Annotated in this window: 13 protein-coding genes; 6 read left to right on the top strand and 7 right to left on the bottom strand. The window is 56.4% G+C overall.

Annotation, left to right across the window (positions count from 1 at the left end):
* Positions 1-25 precede the first annotated feature (25 nt).
* From mutY to U5L07_15600, 3 genes are read left to right on the top strand one after another with little or no spacing between them, the layout of a single operon-like run.
* On the top strand, positions 26-1,171 hold the full coding sequence (gene mutY / locus U5L07_15610) for an A/G-specific adenine glycosylase (GenBank protein ID MDZ7833176.1): 1,146 nt from the start codon (positions 26-28) through the stop codon (positions 1,169-1,171).
* Positions 1,122-3,830, top strand: a complete 2,709-nt coding sequence (locus U5L07_15605; GenBank protein ID MDZ7833175.1) for a PD-(D/E)XK nuclease family protein — start codon at positions 1,122-1,124, stop codon at positions 3,828-3,830. Before mutY ends, U5L07_15605 begins: the two co-directional genes overlap by 50 nt.
* Positions 3,814-7,254 carry a UvrD-helicase domain-containing protein gene (locus U5L07_15600; GenBank protein MDZ7833174.1) on the top strand — a complete coding sequence of 1,147 codons (3,441 nt, stop codon included), beginning with the start codon at positions 3,814-3,816 and terminating at the stop codon, positions 7,252-7,254. Before U5L07_15605 ends, U5L07_15600 begins: the two co-directional genes overlap by 17 nt.
* 92 nt (positions 7,255-7,346) lie before the next feature.
* On the opposite strand, the gene U5L07_15595 is transcribed toward U5L07_15600, so the two are convergent.
* The 4 genes from U5L07_15595 to U5L07_15580 are packed head-to-tail and all read right to left on the bottom strand — an operon-like array spanning position 7,347 to position 9,577.
* Positions 7,347-7,736 carry a (Fe-S)-binding protein gene (locus tag U5L07_15595; protein MDZ7833173.1) on the bottom strand — a complete coding sequence of 130 codons (390 nt, stop codon included), beginning with the start codon at positions 7,734-7,736 and terminating at the stop codon, positions 7,347-7,349.
* A gap of 20 nt (positions 7,737-7,756) precedes the next feature.
* The gene (locus tag U5L07_15590) at positions 7,757-8,452 is read right to left on the bottom strand and encodes a hypothetical protein (GenBank protein ID MDZ7833172.1); all 696 of its coding nucleotides are present in this window, start codon (positions 8,450-8,452) and stop codon (positions 7,757-7,759) included.
* A 5-nt stretch (positions 8,453-8,457) separates the two neighbouring features.
* Positions 8,458-9,135: a methylenetetrahydrofolate reductase C-terminal domain-containing protein gene (locus U5L07_15585; protein MDZ7833171.1), complete on the bottom strand. Its 678-nt coding sequence runs from the start codon at positions 9,133-9,135 to the stop codon at positions 8,458-8,460.
* Positions 9,128-9,577: a cytochrome c3 family protein gene (locus U5L07_15580; protein ID MDZ7833170.1), complete on the bottom strand. Its 450-nt coding sequence runs from the start codon at positions 9,575-9,577 to the stop codon at positions 9,128-9,130. Before U5L07_15580 ends, U5L07_15585 begins: the two co-directional genes overlap by 8 nt.
* Positions 9,578-9,892: 315 nt before the next feature.
* On the opposite strand from U5L07_15580, the gene U5L07_15575 reads away from it, so the two are divergent.
* Positions 9,893-10,309 (top strand): secondary thiamine-phosphate synthase enzyme YjbQ, encoded by a 417-nt coding sequence (locus tag U5L07_15575; protein ID MDZ7833169.1) that lies wholly within the window; start codon positions 9,893-9,895, stop codon positions 10,307-10,309.
* A 74-nt stretch (positions 10,310-10,383) separates the two neighbouring features.
* Here the strand turns inward: U5L07_15575 and U5L07_15570 are convergent, their stop codons facing one another.
* Positions 10,384-11,595, bottom strand: a complete 1,212-nt coding sequence (locus tag U5L07_15570) for a response regulator (GenBank protein ID MDZ7833168.1) — start codon at positions 11,593-11,595, stop codon at positions 10,384-10,386.
* A gap of 72 nt (positions 11,596-11,667) precedes the next feature.
* Entirely contained in the window at positions 11,668-13,245 is a 1,578-nt protein-coding gene (locus U5L07_15565; GenBank protein ID MDZ7833167.1) for a PAS domain S-box protein, read from the bottom strand.
* A 399-nt stretch (positions 13,246-13,644) separates the two neighbouring features.
* On the opposite strand from U5L07_15565, the gene hrpA reads away from it, so the two are divergent.
* Both hrpA and U5L07_15555 read left to right on the top strand, forming a co-directional pair.
* Positions 13,645-17,655: an ATP-dependent RNA helicase HrpA gene (gene hrpA / locus U5L07_15560; protein ID MDZ7833166.1), complete on the top strand. Its 4,011-nt coding sequence runs from the start codon at positions 13,645-13,647 to the stop codon at positions 17,653-17,655.
* Positions 17,652-18,518 (top strand): glycosyltransferase, encoded by an 867-nt coding sequence (locus U5L07_15555; GenBank protein MDZ7833165.1) that lies wholly within the window; start codon positions 17,652-17,654, stop codon positions 18,516-18,518. The genes hrpA and U5L07_15555 overlap by 4 nt, the downstream gene beginning before the upstream one ends.
* Here the strand turns inward: U5L07_15555 and U5L07_15550 are convergent.
* Positions 18,508-20,370 carry a GNAT family N-acetyltransferase gene (locus U5L07_15550; protein ID MDZ7833164.1) on the bottom strand — a complete coding sequence of 621 codons (1,863 nt, stop codon included), beginning with the start codon at positions 20,368-20,370 and terminating at the stop codon, positions 18,508-18,510. The genes U5L07_15555 and U5L07_15550 overlap by 11 nt on opposite strands.
* Between the last annotated feature and the right edge of the window lie 2 nt (positions 20,371-20,372).

Here is a 20,372-nt window from a genome sequence, read left to right as displayed (position 1 = left end):
ACACATAATATCCATTTTATGCTAAATGCCAAAAAATAACGCCCCGCGGTTGCCGGCGGATAAAGCGGCAAAAATTCAAAAAGCGCTTCTGACCTGGTATCAGGCGCATCATCGAAGCCTCCCCTGGCGGCAATCGCAAGACCCTTACCGGATATGGGTCTCAGAGATCATGCTCCAGCAGACCCAGGTAAATACCGTGATTGCTTATTTCAATCGCTTTGTGGCAACATTTCCGGACATCTTTTGCCTCGCGGCCGCGGATCTGCAGGACGTGCTCAAATGCTGGGAGGGCCTGGGCTATTATGCCCGGGCCAGAAACCTGCACAAGGCGGCCCGGGAGCTGGTTGACAAGGCAGACGGCCGGATTCCCGATCAGTGGGATGCCTTCCGAAAGCTACCGGGGGTGGGCGATTATATCGCGGCAGCGGTGCTTAGCATTGCTTTTGGAAAACCCTGGCCCGCGGTGGACGGGAATGTGAAGCGGGTCCTGGCCCGGCTCTTTGCAATCGATACGCCGGTCAATCAATCCGCCGCCCACAGGCAGTTTCGAGCGGTTGCCGCCCGGCTTCTTGATAAAACCTCGCCGGGTATATTCAACCAGGCGCTCATCGAAGTGGGGGCCCTGGTCTGTAAACCCGCGAATCCGGACTGCGGGGCCTGCCCCGTTGCCGAATGGTGCCGCGCCCGGGGGGAGGATCAGGTGTCGCAATATCCGGTGCGCATCAAAAAAGCGCCGGTGCCGGAATACCGTATGGTGATCGGGGTGATTGTCAAGGGGCAGCGCCTTTTGATCGTTCAGCGCCCGGCCGAAGCTATGCTGGGCGGCCTCTGGGAATTTCCCGGCGGGGTTCGGCAGGCGGGTGAATCCGGGGGGTCCGCCTGTCTTCGAAATATCCGCGAAGCGGTCGGACTGGAGGTGGCCATTGGTTCCCGGTTGACAACCATCCGGCATGCGTATACCCATTTTAAAATAGTTGCCGATGTCTATGTCTGCCGCTATACTGGCGGCCGGGTGCGGCGGAACGGGCCGCCGGCCCATTGCTGGGTTTCAATAAACGCGCTGTCCCGGTACCCGTTTCCCGGATCGCACCATAAATTTATCCCTTTGCTGATGGATATTAATGACAGATTATCCGCAGATTCCGCATTCCAAAATATGGGAAAAAATTGAGCAGGGCGCGGCCGTAGTCACGGTCAACCGCCGGCTGGCCCGGCATCTGACGGGCGAGTACGCGGCCAGAAATATGGCCGCCGGCCGGTCCGCCTGGGAGACCCCGGATATTTTTCCGTATTCGGCCTGGCTTGAAAATCTATATGATGCCCTGCTGATTAATCCCGCATTGGCATCGGCTGAGAAGTGGCCGGATAGGCTTTCTCCGACTCAGGAGCTATGGATCTGGGAGTCCGTGATCCGGGATTCCGATTACGGCAGAGGGCTGCTTCAGGCCCAGGCCGCAGCCAAAACCGCACAGCAGGCCTGGCGCCTATGCCGGCAGTGGCGGATCGATATCAGGCAGCTATCCCATGCCCCGCCGCCGGATACAGAGGCCTTTATTGACTGGCTGCAAAACTTCACCCGTTGGTGCCGGCGCGAAAACTGGGTGGCGGCCTCCGGTCTGCCGGATCTTGTGGCCTCAGCTATCCGGCAGTCTCTGATTGAGCCGCCCGAGACCATCCTGTTCGCCGGGTTTGATGAATACCCGCCGCAGATGACGGATCTCTTCGCTGCGATCCAATCCGTCCAAAAAACGGTAAAGCTGATAGCCGCGCCTTCAGTCTCAAGCCATGGCGAACGCGTTGAACTGCCGGATACCGAGACCGAGATTACCCATGCGGCCTGTTGGATCCGGCATCTGCTCACCGAGCGCCCGGATCAGCGCATCGGTGTCATTGTGCCCGACCTTGAGGCCGTGCGGCAGCCGATTATCCGGATTTTTGATGATATCCTGCATCCGGATCTGGTGTTTTCAACAGATACGGATCTTGAGCGGATATATAATATTTCCCTGGGGCGGCCCCTGGCGGATTATCCGATGGTTGGCCTGGCGCTGGCGATGCTTGAAAGGGGTGGTGGCTGTATCCCGTTAAGTATCCTCACCGGGATTATGCGATCCCCGTTTATCGGCGGCGCGGATGCGGAACTGGCGTCCCGGAGCCTGTTTGATGCCCGCCTTCGAAAAACCGGTGAAACGGAGTTTAGTGTTGATGCCATTTATAAAAAAGCCGAAGCGACGGGATGCCATCACCTTGGCCGGCTCCTCCGGGCTTTGGAAGCGGCTGCCGGGGGGCTGTCCCGCCCAAGGCTTCCTTCCCAATGGACGACGGTTTTCACGAGCCTCTTGGCGGCTTTGGAATGGCCGGGGGGGCGAACGCTATCCAGTACGGCATACCAGACCCTTGATGCCTGGCAGGAGGCGATCTCCCGGCTGGCGGAAATGGACCGGGTGCTCGGTCAGATTCCCCATGCGCGCGCCGTCCGTCTGTTAAGGCAGATTCTGGCCGATACCCTGTTTCAGCCGGAGACAGGCGATCGGCCGGTTCAGGTGATGGGGGTGCTGGAAGCGGCCGGTGCCGCCTTTGATGCCCTATGGGTCATGGGGGTTCATAATGAGGCCTGGCCGCCGCCGCCGCGGCCCAATCCGTTCATTCCCATATGGATTCAACGAAAATACCACATGCGGCATGCCTCCGCCGAACGGGAATACGAATACGCCAAACAGATCACCGGGCGCCTGACAAGTACTGCCCCAAGGGTGATTTTCAGCTCTCCCCGGCGCCAAGGGGATGCCGAGCTCTTTTCAAGCCCCCTGATCCGGCACCTTCCGCTTTCCGACCTGGATGCAGGGAAAATCGACCCCCCCCAATTCTGGAGTGACTTTCGCAACGCCGCGGCATTTGAGCGCACCGCGGATAAGACAGGCCCTGAAGTGGCCGACGGGGCGTTCGTAAGCGGGGGTACCGGGCTTTTAAAAGCCCAGGCCGAGTGCCCGTTTAAAGCGTTTGTCAAATACCGGTTAAGGACGGAGGCGCTGGAGGCCCCGGTTTCCGGGTTGTCCGCAGCCGAGCGGGGGGCTTTGGTCCACCGGGCACTGGAAAAACTGTGGGAGACCCTGCAAACGCATGACGCATTGATGCGCATGCCGGAAACGGATCTTCTGGCAGTCATCGAAAAAACGGTAACGTCCGCCATCCGGGAAAAAAGCGGGTTAAAGCCGCAAACCTTTACCAGGCGGTTTACCGCGCTGGAGACCGATCGTTTGATCGCCCTTATCACGGAATGGCTGGAAAAGGAGCGGGAGCGCGCCCCGTTTGCGGTGCAGCACCGGGAGGCCGAACTGCCGGTCATGATCTGCGGATTCGGCCTGAAAACCTATGCGGACCGGATTGATCAGCTGGCAGACGGCCGGCTGGTGATTATCGACTATAAAACCAGCACGCCCACATTAAATGACTGGTTTACCCGGCGCATGGCCGAGCCGCAGCTCCCCCTTTATGCGAGCAGCCTGAACGAGCCGCTGGCGGCCGTATTGTTCGGCCAGGTCCGAAAAGGCGAGGCGCGGTTTATCGGTGTGGCTGATGCGGAGGGGATCGCCCCGGGGGTTTGCGCGATTGAAAAAGACAACCGGCAGGCCCCGGAATATGCCTCGCTCCGGGAGCTGCTGCCCCAATGGCGGGCCCGGCTCGAGGATCTGGGAAATGAAGTAAAGTCCGGTTATGCGGCCGTATCGCCCACAGCCATTTATCAAAGCTGCCGGTACTGCGATTTCGCCCCCATATGCCGCATCAATGAACGCGATATGCTGGAGTCGGAAAATGAAACAGGCGGATAAACAGCCGGTGGCGGATGCCCGGCAGCGGGAGGCCGCCATTGACCCCGAACGCTCCTTTATCGTACAGGCCCCGGCCGGTTCGGGAAAAACCGAGCTTCTGATCCAGCGCTTCCTGAGGCTGCTGGCCGGCGTAAAGACGCCGGAGGCGGTGGTGGCCATCACCTTTACCCGAAAGGCGGCCGCGGAGATGCGGAGCCGGATTTTAAGCGCCCTTGAACGCGCCGAAGATCCGGAGCCGCCAGAGGCCCCGCACGAAGCGCGCACCTGGCGGCTGGCCCGGGCCGCAAAGGCGCAGAATGATCGGCAGAACTGGCATTTGCCGGAGAATCCGAGCCGTCTGCGGATTCAGACCATTGACGCCCTGTGCGCGGCCATAACCCGGCAGATGCCGTTTTTGTCGCGGCTGGGCGCCCCTCCGGAAATCGCCGAAACCCCGGAAGACTTCTATCAGCAGGCCGCCCGGGAAACCGTGGCCGAACTGGAGGCGGGCTCAAAATGGTCGTCCGCCATTGAAGCCTTGATCCGCCATCTGGACAATCAGCTGGATAAGATTGAAGGCCTGATTGCCGGGATGCTGGCCAGGCGGGATCAATGGCTCCGCCATATCGCCGCCGGGGAGCTTCCGGAAAAACGGCGGGAGCATCTGGAGCGGGCATTGGAGAGAGTCGTCACAGAAGCGCTCGAAGACGCCAGAAACCGGTTTCCGGATGCGTTAATTGATGATTTGCTGGATCTGGCCCGGTTTGCCGCCGGCAATCTGGCAGATGCCAATCCGGCCTCGCCCCTTCTGGCCTGCCGGGAGCTTAAGGCCCTGCCTGCGGCCCGGCCGGAGGCCCTGGATCAGTGGCTGGGGCTGTGCGATCTGCTATTGACCAAAGACGGCGGCTTCCGCCGCAAGTCGGATAAAAATCTGGGGTTTCCGGCGCCCAGCAGCGCAAAAAAAAACAAAGCCCTGAAAACCCTCTATGAAGAAAAGAAATCCGCCTTTCAAGCCCTGATATCCGAGCTGGCGGCTGATTCCGGCCTGGCCGGGCGACTGCACGCCCTGCGCGGCCTGCCGGCGTGCGCTTACAGTGACAATGAATGGGTGATTCTGGAGGCGCTTTCGGAGATCCTGCGGCTCGCATCTGCCCATCTGGCATTGGCGTTTCAGGCCGAGGGCAAGGTGGATTTTTCCGAAGTGGCCATTCGGGCGGACCAGGCGCTCGGGGATTCGGAAAATCCCACGGATCTCGCCCTTTCCATGGACTACCAGATACAGCACATCCTGATCGATGAGTTCCAGGATACCAGCATTACCCAGTACACGTTGCTGGAAAAAATGACCATGGGCTGGCAGCCCGGGGACGGGCGCACGTTTTTTGCCGTGGGCGATCCCATGCAGTCGATCTACGGGTTCCGTGAGGCCGAGGTGGGGCTGTTCATCCGGGCATGGCAGAACGGGCTGGGACAGTTGGCGCTCAATCCCCTGGCCTTGCGGGTCAATTTTCGCTCGCAAAAAGGGATTGTGGATTGGGTCAACCAGAGTTTTCCGCAAATTATGCCGCCGGAAAATGATGCGCATCTGGGGGCGGTGGCCTATTCGCCGGCTGAAGCCGTGTTTGGATCCGAAGGCACGGCTGCGGTAAAGATTCATCCGGTGATTCCGCCGGACCGGCAGCAGGAGGCCGAAGCCGTTTTGGCCTGTATCCGCCAGGCGCAGGCGGATGATCCGGCGGGCAGTATTGCGGTCCTTGTCCGCAGCCGGCCCCATCTGGAGCTAATCCTCAAGCATCTCAAGGCGCACAGGATCTCATTTACCGGGGTGGAAATCGAGTCCCTTAAAAACCGGCCCGTCATCCAGGATCTTTTATCCCTTACCCGGGCCATATCGCATCCGGCGGATCGCATCGCCTGGCTGGCCGTTCTTCGGGCGCCCTGGTGCGGCCTGTGCCTTAAAGATCTCTATGCGCTGGCGGCAGATGCGCCGGATAAAACCATTATGGGGCTTCTGCAGGATGCGGATCGGATCGGCCGGTTGAGTTCTGACGGGCAGATGCGGGCGAAGCGGTGCCGGGATATTCTCCTGCCGCGGATTCTGGAGCGGGAGCGCCGGTCCTTAAGACGTCTGGTCGAGGGGGCGTGGCTTTTACTGGGCGGACCGGCCGGCTGTTTTTCCGAGGCGGATTTTAACGATGCCCGGGCTTTTCTGGATCTTTTGGATGAGGCGATCGGTACCGGCGTTCTGGATGATATCGCCGCATTTGAATCCAAAACAGCCGAGCTTTTTGCAAGGCCCGATCCGGCAGCAGACCCGAAGCTTCAGGTGATGACCATTCATAAGGCCAAGGGGCTTGAGTTTGACACGGTGATTCTGCCGGGTCTGGACAGGCCGCCGCCGGCTGCCGGATCACGGCTTCTCATGTGGCTTGAGCGCTCAGGCGGAGCCGGCAGTGATCTGCTGCTGGCCCCCATTGCCGAGGCCGGGCCGGAGAGCAGCAAAACCTATGAGTATATCCGGCAGTTTGAGAAAAAAAAGCGGGCCTATGAAGATGGCCGGCTGCTTTATGTGGCGGCTACCCGGGCGAAAAAACGGCTGCACCTGCTGGGCGGGGCAAAGCCGGGCACCGAGCCGGGCGCGGTGCGGCCGCCGGATGCCGCTTCCCTGCTCTATCCCCTATGGCCGGTGGTATATGAGCGCTTTCAGGAAGCGGACAGGGACCGGAAGGCGCGTTCGGATGCCGGGAGCGCCCCCGGGCCCGGGGAAGCGGAGTCCGCCATGATTCCCTATATCCGGCGCTTGTCCCGGGACTGGCAGCCTCCTGCCCCCCCGCCGGGCTTGGCCGGCCTTTCGGTGCCGGCTCCGGAAGTCCTGGTGCCGGCATCTGAGCGCCCCCCGTTTGATTGGGCCGGGGAGACGGTGCGCCGCATAGGGACCGTGGTTCACCGCTGGCTGCGAATTATTTGCGAGGACGGCCTTGAAAAATGGTGGCCCGCCCGGGTGGAGCAATTGACAGAGCGCATTTTCCGGCATCTTAAAAGCGCGGGCATCAGCGGGGATCAGCTGGAGGAAGGCGTATCCCAGGTAAAATCCGCCTTGATACAGACGATCGGGGATCCCGCGGGCCGCTGGATACTCTCCCGCCATGCGTCGGCGGCCTGCGAATACAGAGTGTCCGGAATTTTGGCGGGCCGGCTCGTCAACATGGTCATTGACCGGACATTTGTCGATGATGAGGGGGTACGGTGGATTATCGACTACAAAAGCAGTATCCACCACGGCGGGGCCGTCGAGTATTTTTTGGACCGGGAAAAGGAGCGCTACCAGGAGCAGATGGCGGGCTATGCAAGCGTCATGCGGGCTATGGAAAACCGGCCGATCCGGCTGATGCTGTATTATCCGCAGCTCAAAAATTACCGGGAGTGGGCGGCGGGGGAGGTGTAGGGTATAGGGTGTAGGGTATAGGGTTTAAGGTGTAAGGTTTTTCCGTCTTACTCTTGCTCTGAAAAAATTGTAGTCCGCAGAAATTGGGCTTTTTACGTTGCCGTTCCCATGGGTTCCCTGTCGTATTCCCGGTAAAGTTCCTGGGTCCGGCAGGCCTGGCGCGCCAGGGCGATCAGGGAGGGGATATTGATTCCGAACGGGCAGTAGCAGCGGGTGCATAATACGCAGTCATGCCACACGATATCGCGGATTTTCGTCAGTTCTTCCCGGCTCACCTTTCCGTTTTTCCGGTATAGGCGGCCGATGGAATTGATGAATTTATATGAGGGCATATACCGGGGATCTTTGGTGGCCGCATACAGGAAACAGCTTTCCGCGCAAAGGCTGCAATGCGCACACACCTTTAATCCCAGCTTGATCTCTTGTTTGTTGTGTTTGAGGATCCGTTGGATCGGCGCGGTATCAATATCGGTTCGGGCCATAGGAAGTCTCCGTTTGAGAATCAGAATTGCCAGGTGCGTTTGGGCATCCCCAGGCTGTATTCGTTGACAATGAAAAACCGGCCGAAAAAGAAGAAAATCATATGAAAAAATTTGGAAAACGGGATCAGGATCAGCAGCAATTCCCCTGAGATCATATGAAGTATGATCATCAGCTTGTAATCCAGTACCAGCTGATGATGGGCCATAAAGCCGGTTAAAAACGGAAAAATTGCCAGAATCAGCAGCAGGATATCATAGGGCGTGGTAATGACCCGCACCCTCGGCAGAAGCAATCGGCGCAGCAGGAAAAACAGGCCGCAGAACAGGACGAGCAGGGTCAGCAGATCGGAAGTGGTTTCCGAAAAAGAGGGGATCGGTATCCCGGTGGCGGCCTTTAAAAGCACATTGTGCCCCAAAAGAAAAATCGGGGTGATAAACAGGCAGATGTGGAAAATAATGGTCACCGCGGAGAGCACCGGACTGGTTCCCAGCATGGTGGTTTTAAGCTGGCCCAGGTAGGGTATCCAGCGCCGCCATCCGGCAATTTTTTTTGTTTTCCGGGGATTGGCGATAAATTGAATTTTTTCCGGATCACTTTTCCGGGTGAGCCGGCAGAGCCGGATGGTTTGGCCGACAAGGCCTGCTGCAAAAATAAGGCAGGCCGCCCAGACCATGGGGCCCTGGAGGAACTGCAAAAGCTGTTCTTGAGATGCCATTTTGCCTAGTCTTCCTGTAAGTACCTGTTTTCATAACCCTTTTGTACGAATTTGCGCTGGATTTGATTGCGCCATTCCATGGGTTTATGGATTCTCAGGATATCCTCGAGCCGGTTCTGGGCCTTTAAACGCTCAAAAATTTCGTGCCATGCGCAGGGCACTTCCGGGCTGATTTCACATCTGTCGCCCTGGGTGCCGCCACAGGGGCCGTTAAAAAGACCCTTGGCGCAGCGGGTCACCGGGCATATGCCGGCGGTATAGGCGAGCACGCATTCCCCGCAGGCGCGGCAGCGTTCCTCATACAAACCGATATCCCGGTCAACGCCGATGGCAATGGTGTTTACCGCCGGAAAAACGGGGGTTTGGGGGTATCGCTCGGCGAGCAGCTGGGCGCCCGCGCCGCAGGCCATGGAGAGCATGCAGTCGGCCTTTTCGGCATACGCGTCAATCTCTCCGAGATAGGCGGCATTGCACTGGCGCTCCACCGTGTAGCCGCTTATTTGCTTGGTCTCCCGGGCGTCGCGCAGCGCAAAATCGAGTTCGGATTTCAGGATATTGACTTCCTTCTGTCCCCCGGCCAGGCAGACCGAGACACAGCCGCCGCATCCGGCGATCAAAATGTCTTCATAGGGGCCGATATATGAAAGGATTTCATCCAGGGGCTTTGGTTTGGCTTTAATCATGGGGTTCTCCAAGTATCATCACAAAATCCGATGTTTGCCCGGCTGTCTGGTGACATTCCCCGCAGAGGCTCGGGCCGCCCGCGGCATCTCCCGTCCGGCCGAAATCTAAGTGGCATCGGATGCACTGCTGGTGGAAGGCTTCCTGCCGATTGATTCTATGCTTTGAATCATGACAGGATGCACATTTTGCATGCGGGTTGCCGGCATACAGCTCCATGGGATCCAGGATGTTGTTATGCGCTTTGTCATAGACATGGTGACAGTCTAAGCAGTCAAAGCTTGCCATATGCATGTCATGCGGAAAGGCCACAGGCGGCCGCTGGTTCGGGCAGGTTTCCTGTTTTACCGGGCATGCGGCCAGTATGGAAAACGTAAAAATCGCGCCAAAGATAAGCACAATACATATGCCGCTTAAGACTGTTTTTTTAGGGAGTTGATACACCCGTCATACCTCTTAAAAATGAGACAAATTCCTGAAACAAAAATAAAACATTTTAATTGCCATAGAAATTTTTGCTGTGTCAAGCCAATTTCACGGCCATCAAAACATAAGCATGTTTCGCGGTTTAACAATCACTGAGGGGGCACCGGCCAGAGGCCTTATTTTTCGGCAAACAGGCCAAAAATATGAACGCGCAGGGTTTGTGGCCGGGCTGTAAAAATGTTATTTTAAGCCCGTAAAATTTTGGATTCGGATTTAGCCGGGTGAAACGATACCCGCTTAATGAATCAAACAGGGCGAAGAAAGGAGCAAAGAATGAAATCCTATCGTAAAGAGCTGTTTTTCAACGTTCCCACCCGCCGCGCATTTATCAACATCACTCCGCAGGTTGATGAGTGCCTGGCGGAAAGCGGGGTCAAGGAGGGCTTGGTGCTGGTAAACGCCATGCACATTACTGCCTCTGTATTTATTAATGATGATGAATCAGGCCTGCATCAGGACTATGATGAGTGGCTGGAGCGGCTGGCCCCGCATGAGCCGGTTTCCCAGTATCGGCACAATGTGGGCGAGGATAATGCGGATGCGCATATGAAGCGGCAGGTAATGGGCAGGGAGGTAGTGGTGGCCATTACCGGGGGACGCCTTGATTTCGGCACCTGGGAGCAGATTTTTTACGGCGAATTTGACGGCCGGAGAAAAAAGCGGGTGCTGCTTAAAATCATCGGCGAATAACAGGAAAACTCAAAATTAGGGGTTTTCGGCACAATTTAAGTCCGGGGATAAAAGGCGGGCTTCCTTTTTTGTTTTCAGTGGCGGCTGATATGTTTATCCAGCCCGTTAGATAAATCCCGGGCGCTCCATTGAAAATCGGCGATTGAAATATGCGCGGTCGGGCCGGTTTGTTTTTTGATTTGGACAAACGCCTCGAAGTTGGCAATGAAGATATCCACCAAATCCGGATCAAAGCTTTTGCCCCGTTCGCTTTCAATAATATTCCGGGCCACCTTATAGGGATATGCCGCTTTATAGGGACGGTTGGAAGTTAATGCATCAAATACGTCCAGCAAGCCCACAATCCGGCCGCGTATGGGGATTTCTCTCTTTTTCAGGCCCTTGGGATAGCCCCTGCCGTTCCACTTCTCATGATGGGTCAGCGCAATGTCATGGGCCGCCTTAAGCACTTCCGCCCGGGCATCGGAAAGGATGGAGGCGCCGATGGTGGTATGGGTTTTGATAGTTTCAAATTCGCTGTCTGTAAGCTGGTCGGGCTTTATGAGGATTTTATCCGGAATGCCGATTTTACCGATGTCATGCATGGGTGCGGCATACCGGATGTTTTGCACCTCGCGCGCTTCAAGTCCGTATTTTTCAGCCATCAGCGCACAGTAATCGCTCATCCGGGAAATGTGGTCGCCGGTCTCCTCGTCTTTGAATTCCGCAGCCAGCGCCAGCCGGTTAATGGTGTCCAGGTAAGCGGATTGCAGTTCATTGTGGGTGGTTTTCAGGTCGGATAGGGCGGCATTTAACTCCTCGGCATATCTGGCCAGCTTTTGATTGTTTTTTTCAAGCTCCCGGTTGATCTTTTCGCGCTCCTGCAGCAGAAAACGTTCGCGCAGGACCCGTTTAAACCGCAGCAGAATCTCATTATTGCTGATCGGTTTGTAAATGAAATCGCTGGCACCGGCGGAAATCAGGTTTTCGTAACTGAAGTCCTCGACATAGCCGGTAATTACGATAAAATCCGCATCCGTGAAATTCCGGGCCTTCTCCAGCAGTTCCACCCCGCTGATACCCGGCATATTGATATCTGTGATCACGATGTCAATCGGTTGCCCCCCCAGGATCTCCAGGGCGGTGTCGCCGTCTTTTGCGCTCGCACACTGATAGCCCTCCCGGCAGAGTAGAAGCTCCATCATTTCCCGGATGGGCTGCTCATCATCCACGATCAGGATGCGAATGGATGCATTGGAATGCTCCGCCAGGGGCGTGGCCATATATTTGTTTTTCTCAGTCGGCATTTCAGTTGGAAGTATTCCTCCCCGGGCCGTTTGTCCGGGACCGAGCTTAAAAATGACTTTTTAATACATGATTTACTGGTTCTCATCAGGTTGAGCGTCCGCCGTCATTTCGGGAATGTATACGTGAACAGCGGTGCCTTCGCCGACCTGGCTCTCAATAAATATCTCGCCGCCGTATTTCTTGACAATCCGGTGGGAGAGGGAGAGGCCTAAGCCTTTTCCGGTTTCCGGTTTGGTGGTGTAAAACGGGTCAAACACCCGGTCCACCATCCCCGAATCGATTCCGCATCCGGAATCTGTGACCGAAATACAGGCATAGCGTCCCTGGGGCAGTGCCTTGGCTTTACCTGAATCGGCGGATGCGATGTTCGCGGACGAAACCGCAACTGTGATATGGCCGGAGCGACCGTTTGACATGATCGCATCATTGGCATTGGCGCAAAGGTTGACGATTACATGCTGGATCTGGCCCGCATCCGCCATAATCTGCGGGCAGGTCTCGTCAAATTCCGTTGACAGCTTGATCCGGCTGGAAAGCGAGCCCCGAACCAGCCGGAGGGCCTGGTCCACAACTTCCGGCACATCAAGCGGCTGGATCTGATGCCCCTTGTCATTGCGGGTATATTCCTGCACCCGATGGACGATATTTTTTGCCTTGTTGGCGGATTCCAGCGCCTTTTCCATGTGCTGGCGCGTTCGGCTGTCCGCCGGGGCTTGCATCAGGGCCATGTCAATATAGCCGATTAACGGGAATAAGATGTTGTTGAAGTTATGGGCAAATCCGCCGGCCAGGGTGCCAAGGGCCTCCATTTTCTGGCTGTAGAAAAGCTGGTTCTCCAAACTCTGCCGCTCCTTTTCCGCCTCGATGCGATCCGTGACATCCCGGCAGATCCCCCGAAAACCGGCAATCCGCTTGTCGTCGGCTTCTATCAGGGAAACCGAGGTTTCCACAAAGCATGCTGAACCGTCTTTTCGGATCAGCCGCCAGTCAAATGCCTTGGTGGATTCCCGGCTGTGATAGACCTTGTTGAAGGTGTTATAAATGGTATTGATATAGGGCGGCTCACAAATCTCCCGATAGTTCTTTTCCAGCAGTTCGGATTCGCTATATCCGAGTATCCGGCAGAGCGCGGGGTTGCAGAATTTGATGCTGCCGCTAAGGTCGGCCTCATAATAGCCGTCCTCAATGGTTTCCAGGATGTTGCGGTATTTTTCCTCGCTTTTTTTTAAGGCTTTCTCGGATCTCAGCCGTTCGGTGATATCCCGGCCCAGACTGGCCACCGCCAGGGGCCGGCCCTCATCATCGTAGATCAGCAGGCTGTTGTACTCGATCACCCGTTCCTCCCCGGTTTGGGTGATCAGGCTGACCAGCCCGGAGTTGGCCCCCTTTTTAAGCAGGCGGGCCATGTAGTCGTCGAACAGGGCCTGATATTGTTCCGGCATGAACAGGGTAATCGGCTGGCCCACCAGCTGCCGGGGATCGGTTATACCGGCATGATTCTGCATTGTCCGGTTAACCCCCAGGATTTTTCCCTGCAGGTCATGGAGGCATACGTAATCGGAAATATTATCCAGTATATACCGGAGCTGATCTTTACGCAGCCGGTGTAATCCGGTTGGCAGGTTTTGAGGGGGCTGGGACGTTTGCATAAAACACTGACCCGTTTTTAGCCTTTCAATTTATTCGGGTTTATCGGATTTATCCCGATAAAACATGTTCTCATTTGCGATCAATTTTTTATATCACTTCAAGCCGGGATGTCAAAGCCTTTATTCCGGGAAACACGGTGAATTTGTTTTGGCGAGAAACCCCATAACCATGGGGTTTCTCGCATGCAAGGTCGGCACGGTGGCCGACCCTACAAAATATCGGCATTGTCGCGAAGGGCAGGCCACCGTGCCCGCCTGAAAAATAGATAGAACAAATTTACCGTGTCCCGGGAAAGGATGTGGAAGATATTGAAAAATCGGAACGTACTGTTTATTGTATGCCCAATTTGAGCCCGCAGGGGTTCTGTAATTTTTAAAAACATTGACAATGACCGAAGCATGTCCAGATCATCTGATTTATATCAAAAAATAAAATCCCTGGAAAGCCTGCTGCCGGATGTCATGCACGCGGACCGGCATGCGGCGCTCCGTGAGCTTAAAAAGATCAAGCGCCGGAAAAACGGTGACGGGTCGGCAAAGAAAACCCGGCATGAGCTGGATCAGCTGAAGGAGCGTCTCACGCGGTCGATCGCGCATAAGGAAAAACGGAAAAAGATTCGGCCAAAGCCCGAATATCCGGAAAATCTGCCGATCACCCGCAAAAAGGATGATATTATCGCCGCCATCCGGAATCATCCGGTGGTGATTGTTTCCGGTGAGACCGGCTCCGGCAAGACCACGCAGCTGCCCAAGTTCTGCCTGGCGGCGGGCCGCGGGATCGAGGGAATTGTCGGCTGCACCCAGCCCCGGCGGATCGCCGCGGTCACAGTGGCCGACCGGATCGCCGAGGAACTGGGGGAGTCGCCCGGTGAATCCGTGGGCTATCAGATTCGGTTTCAGGAGCAGTTCAACAAGGCGGACGGCTTCATCAAGATTATGACCGATGGCATCCTTCTGGCCGAGACCCAGGGGGACAAGTATTTGAATGCCTATGACACGATTATCGTGGATGAGGCCCATGAGCGCAGCTTAAACATCGATTTTCTGCTGGGGATCCTGAGAAACCTCACAAGCATCCGCAAGGATCTGAAGCTCATTATCACCTCCGCCACCATTGATACGCAAAAGTTTTCAAAAGCCTTTGGGGATGCCCCGGTAATCGAGGTCTCCGGCCGGACGTATCCGGTGACAGTTCAGTATGCGGAATCCGATACCGACGGCGATGCAGAGGAACTTACCTACGTGGAAAAGGCGGTGGACGCGGCGGATGCAGTGATCTCTGAAAAAAAACCGGGCGATATTCTGATTTTTATGCCCACGGAACAGGATATCCGGGAGACCTGTGAAACCCTTGAGGGCCGGAACTACCGGCATACCACGGTGCTCCCGCTTTTTGCGCGGCTCCCTGCGGCCGATCAGATGCGGGTGTTTAAATCCATCCCGGGCAGAAAGATCGTGGTGGCCACCAATGTGGCCGAAACCTCCATTACGGTGCCGGGCATCCGATACGTGATTGATACGGGCCTGGCCCGGATTTCCCAGTATGACCCCCGCTCCAGAACCACGTCACTGCCGATTGCGCCGATCTCAAAAAGCAGCGCCGACCAGCGCAAGGGCCGGTGCGGCCGGGTGGCGGACGGCGTCTGCATACGGCTATACCCCGAGTCTGACTATGAGTCCCGGCCGCTTTTCACCCCGCCGGAAATCCAGCGCGCCAATTTGTCCCAGGTGATCCTCCGGATGATTTCCTTAAACCTGGGGGATATTCAGTCTTTCCCCTTTATTGATCCCCCGCCCGCAAAGCAGGTTAAGGACGGTTTTGATCTGCTCCACGAACTGGGGGCCCTGGTCCCGGCGGCAGCCCGGAAAAAGGAAAAGCCCGCAAAGAAAAAAACCCCCCGCCTGAGCGCCAGGGGCCGTGTAATGGCCGCTGTTCCGCTTGATCCCAGGCTGTCGCGAATGCTTCTCGAAGCCGCGGATCAGGGCCACCTTGAAGAGCTGGTGGTGATTGTGTCAGCGCTTAGCACCATTGACCCCCGGGAGCGGCCGGAGGATGCCGAAAAAACCGCAGAGGCGGCCCACAACCAGTTTAAGGACCCGGCCTCGGACTTTATCACCTGGATCAATATCTGGCGGGCCTGTTTTGGGACGCCGGCCATGACACGGGCCTTTGTCCGGGCAAGGGATCTTAAGGAGTTCTGCCGGTCGAATTTTTTCTCCTTTAAGCGCATGCGGGAATGGCAGGATGTGCACGAGCAGATCACCGCGATTCTAAACGAGGCCGGGGTCAAGCCGAGTCAGCCGGCGCCTGGTAAAAAAAATGAATCCGGGGATGAAGACTTTTCCCAAGGGTATGCGGCCATCCATAAATCGATTCTAAGCGGATTTTTGTCAAACATTGCGGTGAAAAAGGAAAAAAATGTCTATCAGGCGGCCAAAAACCGGGAAATGATGATTTTTCCGGGCTCCGGAGTGTTTAACCGGGGCGGGGCCTGGATCGTGTGCGCGGAAATGGTTGAGACCTCCCGGCTTTTCGGCCGCAATGTGGCCAATATCGACCGCACGTGGCTTGAGCCCATCGGCGCCTCCCTTTGCCGGTATACCTATCTGAATCCCAGATGGGAGAAAAAGCAGGAGGCGGTGATGGCCGATGAGCAGGTGAGTCTCTTCGGGCTGATCATTGAACCGGGCCGGCCTAAACGATACGGGCCGGTAGATCCGGAAGGGGCCACCGAGATTTTTATCCGGGAGGCGCTGATCGAAGGCCGGGTGAAAAAAGAACTCCCCTTTATGCAGCATAACCGCGAGCAGATCGAATCCATCCGGGAGATGGAGAACCGGCTCCGCCGCCGGGATCTTTTGGTCGCGGAAGCGGCCATGCTTGAATTCTACCGCGAGCGGCTGGAGAATATCTATGATATGGCCACGCTTAAAAAACGCATCAAGAAGATGGGGTCCGATCATTTCCTGAGAATGGATCAGAAAGATCTGTTGACTTACCATCCGGAAGACGACCAGCTTTCCCTTTTTCCGGATTCCCTTAAGCTTGTCGAATCCAGGTATGCGTGCGCGTACCGGTTTGATCCCGGCGCGCCGGCTGACGGCGTAACCGTCAAGGTGCCCGCCTCCGGGGTTTCCGCCATATCCCGGGAACCTACGGACTGGATCGTGCCCGGCCTGCTTGAGGAAAAGATCAACGCCCTGCTCCGGGGGCTCCCGAAATCCTGTCGCAAACAGCTAGTGCCTATAAATGATACCCTCCGCTGCATCATGAAAGAGATGCCCATGTATCAGGGCTCCTTGCGCAGTGAATTGAGCCGGTTCATCTATCATCGGTTCGGGGTGGATATCCCGGTGTCCGAATGGCGGGAGGCGGATCTGCCGGATCATCTGCGCCTGCGTTTTGCCATTACCGATTCAAACGGAAAAGAGGTCGCCGGCAGCCGGGATAAACAGGCACTTCTGACCCAGGCGCCTGAGAAAACGGATGCGAACGGGTTGGCCGCGGAAAGAAAAAAGTGGGAAAAATCCGGGATGACCACCTGGGAGGTTCCGGATCTCCCGGATGCCATTGCGGTTCAAGGGCGCGGGCAAGGCGGCTTTCACGTGTATCCCGCGCTTGTCCAAAACGGGGATACCGTGGATCTTCGGCTTTTCGAGGACCCGGAGGCGGCCCTTCGCGCCCATAAAACCGGGGTCGCCCGGCTTTACCGCCGCTATTTGGCAAAGGACATAAAATTTTTGAAAAAGACCGTGGCCCTGCCGTCATCGGTGGAGCCGGCAGCCATGTATTTCGGCGGCCGGCAGAAACTTGAGGCCCGGATAATGGATCGGGTGATAAATGAATTGTTTGCGGCAAATATCCGCACAGCGGAGCAATTCTACAGCCATGCCAGTACCCAGTCGGAAAACCTGCTGCCTGCCGGCCGGGCGCTAATGGAGAAGGGGCTCGCCGTCATCGAGGCCTATGCGCAGACCCGGTCCCTCATCTATAAGCTGGAATCCGGGCATGCTGACAGACCGCTGGTCACGGCCTTTCTCTCCGAGCTGCGGCGCTCGCTAAGCCGTCTGGTGCCGGAGCATTTTATGGACATCTATACCCTCGAGCGTCTGGGACACCTCTCCAGATACCTTAAAGCCCTGTCCTTTCGGGCCGAGCGCGGGGTGATGGATCTTGACAAGGACCAGAAAAAGGCCGAACAGGTCAAGCCTTTCAATGACCAGTTGGCAGCGTTTTTAAACGAAATCGAGGCGAGTACCTCCCAGGAGAAGCGGGATGCGGTGGAAGAATTTTTCTGGATGATCGAGGAATTCAAGGTCTCGCTCTTTGCCCAGGAGCTTAAAACCGCGTATCCCGTATCCGCCAGGAAACTTAAGCAGCATGCGGATCACATCCGGCGGATGATATGAGTCACAGCCCGGAAAATGCATTGACGGCCGAGTCAACGCCGCAGGTGAGTGTGATCATCCCCACGTTCAACCGGGCCTGGGCGGTGGGCAAGGCTATTGATTCGGTGCTTTTCCAGGATTACCCGAATTTTGAACTCATTGTGGTCGATGACGGCAGCATAGATCAAACCCGGAGCCTGCTTTCAGCCTATCAGTCTTGGATCGTTTATATCCATCAACCCAATCAGGGGGTGAGCGCCGCCAGAAACCGCGGCATCGCCGCGGCCTCCGGCGACCTGATCGCATTTCTGGATTCCGATGATTACTGGCTGCCGGGAAAGCTTTCCGAGCAGGTCGCCTTTTTTAATGCCCATCCCGATGCCCTGATCTGCCAGACCGAAGAGGTCTGGATCCGAAACGGCCGCCGGGTTAACCCCCGCCGGCGGCATCAAAAGCCTGCCGGTGATATTTTTATCCCCTCCCTTGAACTGTGCCTGGTCAGTCCGTCTGCCGTGATGGCCAAAAAGGCGCTGTTTGTTGAAATCGGCGGATTTGATGAAAACCTGCCCGCCTGCGAGGACTATGACCTGTGGCTGCGGGTAAGCTCTCAATACCCGGTCCATTTGATTGAAAAACCGCTGATTGTTAAACAGGGCGGGCATGCCGATCAATTATCCCGCCAGCCGGGTCTGGACAAGTACCGGATTTTTGCAATTGAAAAAATCCTGGCCGGCCGCTTGCTGACCGATGAAAAATACAGCGCGGCGGTTCGGGCATTAAAAGAAAAGTGTGAGATTTATGCGGCCGGCTGCCGAAAGCGCGGGAAAAACGGGGAAGCGGATTATTATTGGGGGCTTTCGCGGCAGTATGGGCCTATGAACTGAAGAATGGGATGGTCAGGCAGTAGACCCCGTGCTCCAGGGTGGCCTTGACCTCGGCATCGCCTTTTTCAAATACCCGCATCATTTCTTTATTGGCCGGGAGAACATCCGCGGTAAAGCCCTGTAGACCGCGCTCCTTGGCGAGCCGCATCAAAAGCTTGTAGAGATAGGTGGCGATACCCAGGTTCTGGTACTCCTCATCCACGATAAAGGCCACATCCGCATAGGGGCGGTCCTTATGCCTCACGTACCGGGCCTCAGAAATGATATGGCCTTTGCCCAGATCGCCTACCAGGCCGACGATGGACATTACCTGGCTGTAGTCGATATTGACATATTCCTGCATCTTGGAATGCGGCATGGTCTTAAGGGGCGTGAAATACCGGTAATAAACCGATTCATCCGAGAACCGGTAGAACAGCCGCCGCATCTCCTCCTCGTCAGAGGGGCGCATCGGCCGGAAACGGACCTCCACATTGTTCTTAAAGGTCTGGCGGGTATAGATATCCGCCGGATATAGATGGGCGCTTTCAGCCAGAAAAATCTGATCCCCGTAAATGATATTCTGCTTTTTGGCCTCCTCGATCAGCCACTGGCGGTCATCGGGATGGGCGACTTCAATAAGGGCCTGGGCGCGCTCCCGGATGGTGCGGCCGTTTAAGTTGGCCACCCCGTACTCGGTTACTACAAGATCCACGGATTCCCGGACATTCAACTGATTGGGCACATCCTCAAGCGAGCCCCGGATATTGGATTCGCCTTTCAGGTTCCGGCTGGGCAGGGCAAATATAGTGTAGCCGCCCGGGGAGATCTCTGCGCCGTTTACAAAATCGATCACCTCCGAGGGGTCGGTGGTGATATTGCTTTTGCCCACATGAAGGGCGATCCGTCCGGTCAAATCGGTCTTTCGGATGTTGGCGACAGCCACAAATCTCGGATTCCGGCCGATACGCATGGGGTTGAAGACCTTGTCAATCCCCTGAAACTCCACCAGCGGATTCTGGTCCAGCCAGGCCATTAATTCCTGGGTGCCCATGGCATAGGAGGTAAGGGATTTGCCTGGGAAATGTTCCTTGTAGCGGTTGGACACCGCCCCGCTTTTTACCAGATCCATCAGGGCATCCGTAAATATCGGCGTATGCACCCCAAGGTTTTTCTTGTTCATCAGGTGCCGGCCCAGGGGCTCATATAAGGGACCGATGGAGAATGCGATACAGGAGCCGTCCTCAATGGCGGAGGCCACGTTGGCGGCGACCCGGTCAAACACCTCATCCTCCGGCCACCGGTCAAAATAGATCGGTTTTTCCGTGGCCTTGACCAAAAGATCGAATTCGTTAATGGAGACAAAGGTGTTGCCTAACGTCTGGGGCACATCCGGGTTTATCTCACCCACCACAACGCCTGCCTGATGCATGACCTGCCGGGCCACATCCACGGAGATCCCGAAGCTGCAGTAGCCCAGCCGATTGGGCGGGGAAATCTGGATAAACGCCACATCAAAGGGAATCCGGCGGGAATCGATTAACTGGGTCAGCCGGGAGAACCGGCTGGGGATCAAATCCACGCGTCCGGCGGTAATGGCCTCCTTGGCCACCCAGCCGGAGAAAAAGGTTTTCAGCCGGAATTTCTGGGTCTGCAGTTTCTGGATGGAGATGGCATCCCCGAAGCTCAACAGCTGAAACAACTCAAGGTCCTGCAGATTGTCCGCATTCGAGTTCATCAGTTCCCGGACCAGGGTGCGCGGTTCGGCCGCACCCGTGCTCAAAAAGATGCACATGCCGGGCTCGATCTTTTTCAGTGCCTTTTCCGGCGGGATGACCATTTGTTCCCAGGATGGGGTATCCATATCATTCATGA

The sequence above is a fragment of the Desulfobacterales bacterium genome (genome assembly GCA_034520365.1).
GTDB lineage: Bacteria > Desulfobacterota > Desulfobacteria > Desulfobacterales > Desulfosalsimonadaceae > M55B175.
This window is presented reverse-complemented; position numbering and strand designations above follow the sequence as displayed.